Annotated in this window: 1 protein-coding gene; it reads right to left on the reverse strand. The window is 75.3% G+C overall.

All coding sequences use genetic code 11. The features are described from left to right. On the reverse strand, nucleotides 1–3609 hold a 3609-nt coding region (locus ACFU6K_RS33965), incomplete at both ends, for an amino acid adenylation domain-containing protein (protein WP_380669673.1).

Below are 3609 nucleotides of genomic sequence, written 5' to 3' on the forward strand. Positions count from 1 at the left end.
GACCAACCGTCGCTCGCGATGTGGTGCAGCACCAGGACCAGCACGTGCTCCTCGGCATCGACCCGCAACAGCAGGGCGCGCACGGGTAGTTCGGCCGCCAGGTCGAAGGGCTGACGGGAGGCCTCATCGACGGACTCGCCGACCTCGTCGGCGGGGCAGTCCCGGACCTCGAAGGGCACCTGTACCGCCCCGACCGGCAGGATCAGCTGGTGCGGTTCGCCGTCGGTCTCCACCATCAGCGTGCGCAGGACCTCGTGCCGGGCGACCAGGTCACCGAGGGCGCGTTCCAGCGCCGCCTGGTCCAGCTCACCGGTCAGGCGCAGCGCCAGAGGCGAGTTGTAGAGGGCACTCGGGCCCTCGATCCGGTCGATCAGCCAGAGCCGCTGCTGGGCGAAGGAGAGCGGCACCCGATCCGGCCGCTCGACGTAGGCGGTCAGCGCGAGACGCTCCGCCCCCGAACCGAGGCAGGCGGCGAGCCCGGCCGGCGTCGGCGCCTCGAAGACGTCCCGGATGCCGAGTTCCGCGCCCAGCGTCGCGCGGACCCGGCTGAGCAGCCGGATGGCGAGCAGCGAGTGGCCGCCGAGCTCGAAGAAGTCGTCGTCGGCGCCGACCACGTCGAGGCCGAGCACTTCGCGGAACAGGCCGCAGAGGATCTCCTCCTGCGGGGTGCGGGCGGCCCGGCCGCCGGCCAGTGCGGCGAAGTCGGGGGCCGGGAGCGCGGCCCGGTCCAGCTTGCCGTTGGCGGTCAGCGGCAGGGCGTCGAGCTCCACGACGGCGGCCGGGACCATGTAGCCGGGCAGCGACTCGGCGGCGAAGGAGCGCAGGGCGGCCGGGTCGAGGGGGCCGTCGGCGACCACGTAGGCGACCAGGCGTCGGCCGCTGTCGTCGGGCAGCACGGCGGCCTGACGGACGGCCGGGTGGGCGGCCAGCACGGCCTCGATCTCGCCGGGTTCGATCCGGAAGCCGCGGATCTTCACCTGGTTGTCGGTCCGGCCGAGGTACTCCAGCTCGCCGTCGCGGGCCCGGCGCACCAGGTCCCCGGTGCGGTACATCCGCTCGCCGGGGGTGAACGGGCTGGCGACGAACCGCTCGGCCGTGAGCGCGGACTGGCCCAGGTACCCCCGGGCCAGGCCGGCACCGGCCAGGTAGAGCTCCCCGGGGACGCCGACCGGCGCCTGGTTCAGGTGCTCGTCCAGCACGTACCCGGTGGTCCCGGCGACGGTCTGGCCGAGCACCGGCCGGTCCGCGCCGTCGAGCGGCCGGGTGAGGGCGTGCACGGTGGACTCGGTCGGCCCGTACATGGTGTGGCCGGTGGTCAGCGGGGCCGCGCACAGCCTGGTCCACAGGCCCTGTCCGATCGCCTCGCCGCCGAGCAGCAGCAGCTTCGGCGCGGGCTCCTCCAGCAGCCCGTCCTCGACCAGCTGCTCGGCGTACGACGGGGTCACGTGCAGTGCGTCCAGCCCGACCGCACGGACGTGGCGGACCAACTGCCGGGCGTCGCGGCGCACCTCGTCACCGATCAGGTGCAGCTCGTGCCCGGCGACCATCCACAGCACGACCTCCATCGAGGCGTCGAAGCAGAGCGAGGCCGTCAACGCGACCCGCAGCCGACCGTGCGCCGCCTCCGCGTCCGCGACCAGCGTCGCCCGGTGGCCGGCCAGCAGCGCGGCCAGGCTTCCGTGCGAAACCACCACACCCTTCGGGCGACCGGTCGAACCGGAGGTGTGGATCACGTACGCCGCGTCCGCCCCGCGCAGGACGGGCCTGGTGAACTCCACCGGTCCGGGAGCGTCCGTGACGTCCAACACCGGCAGCTCGGCCAGCAGTTCGGGCAGCGGCCAACGGCCGTCGGTCAGCACCAACGCGGGCCCGGCGTTCGTCAGGGTGTAGGCCGTGCGGTCCGCCGGGTACTCGGCGTCCAGCGGCAGGTACACCCCGCCGGCCTTGAGCACCGCGAGCAGTCCGACCACCGACTCCACCGAGCGCGGCAGCGCCAACGCCACCATCGCACCGCGCGTCACCCCGGCACCGACCAGCCGGCCCGCGAGCCGGTTCGCCCGCGCGTCCAACTCCCGGTACGTCAGCACCTCCTCCCCGCACACCAGCGCCACCGCCTCCGGCGTGGCCGCCGCCCGCTCCTCGAACACCGCCGGAAGCAGCGGCACCTCCGAAGCCAACGTCCCTGCGGAGGGGCGGAGTTCGGTCGCCCCGCCCTCGGTCGTCAGCCCGGCCGCCGCGACGCTGAGCTCCGGGTCGGCGGCGGCCTGCCGCAGGATCAGGGCCAGCACGTCGGCCAGCCGCCGCACGGTCTCCGGGTCGAACAGGTCGGTGGCGTACTCCAGCCCGCCCGCGAGCCCGTCCGGGGTGCCGTCGGCGCGGTGGCGCTCGGTCAGCGCCAGCTTGAGGTCGAACTTGGCGGTGCCGTACTCCACCGGCTCCTCGACCGCCGTCACGCCGGGGAAGGCGGGGCCGCCCTCGGCGGCGGCGGCGAAGGTCAGCATCACCTGGAACAGCGGGTGCCGGGCCAGCGAGCGGACCGGGTTGAACTCCTCGACCAGGCGCTCGAACGGCGTGTCCTGGTGCTCGTACGCGGCGAGGTCGGTCTCCCGGACGCGGCGCAGCAGTTCGGCGAAGCTCGGGCGGCCGGAGAGGTCGGTGCGCAGCACCAGGGTGTTGGCGAAGTAGCCGACCAGGTCGGTGGCGGCCTCGTCGAGGCGCCCGGCCACCGGGGTGCCGATCGGCAGGTCGGTGCCGGCGCCGAAGCGGTGCAGCAGGGTGGCGTAGGCGGCCTGGAGGACCATGAAGAGCGTCGCGCCGTGCTCGGCGGCGAGGTCGGCGAGCCGGGCGTGCAGGTCCGCGTCGAGCTCCAGCGGGACGACGGCGCCGCGGTGGCTGGCGACCGGCGGCCGGGGGCGGTCCGCGGGCAGTGCCAACTCCTCCGGAAGGTCGGCCAACGCCTCGCGCCAGTGGGAGAGTTGGCGGGAGGCCAGGCTCTGCGGGTCGTCCTCGTCGCCGAGCAGGGCGTGCTGCCACAGCGCGTGGTCGGCGTACTGGACGGGCAGCGGCTCCCAGTCGGGGGCGTGGCCGGCCTGGCGGGCCCGGTAGGCGTCGGTGAGGTCGCGGTAGAGCGGGCCGAGCGAGGCGCCGTCCCCGGCGATGTGGTGCAGGACCAGGACCAGGACGTGCTCGTCCGGGCCCTCGGGCCGCAGGTAGGCGTGCACGGGCAGGTCGGCGGCCAGGTCGAAGGCGTGCCGGGCGAGTTCGTCCACCGGGCGGTCGGTGGTGGTGAGCAGCGGGGCGACGGGCTCGTCCAGGACGCGCTGGTACGGGGTGCCGTCGTGCTCGGCGAAGACGGTGCGCAGCGCCTCGTGCCGCCGGACGGTGTCGCCGAGGGCGTCCGCCAGGGCGGCGGGGTCAAGCGGGCCGCGCAGCCGCAGGGCGAGGGTGATGTTGTAGGTGGCGGTGGGGCCCTCGGCCTGGGCGAGGAACCAGAGGCGGCGCTGGGAGAAGGAGAGCGGCACCCGCTCGGGCCGGGCGGCGGGCCGCAGCGCCGGGCGGGCCTGGGCGGGGGTCCCGGCGGCGCGCTCGGCGAGCCGCTCGGCGAGTCCG

The organism is Kitasatospora sp. NPDC057512, from assembly GCF_042802135.1.
In the GTDB taxonomy this organism is placed as follows: domain Bacteria; phylum Actinomycetota; class Actinomycetes; order Streptomycetales; family Streptomycetaceae; genus Kitasatospora.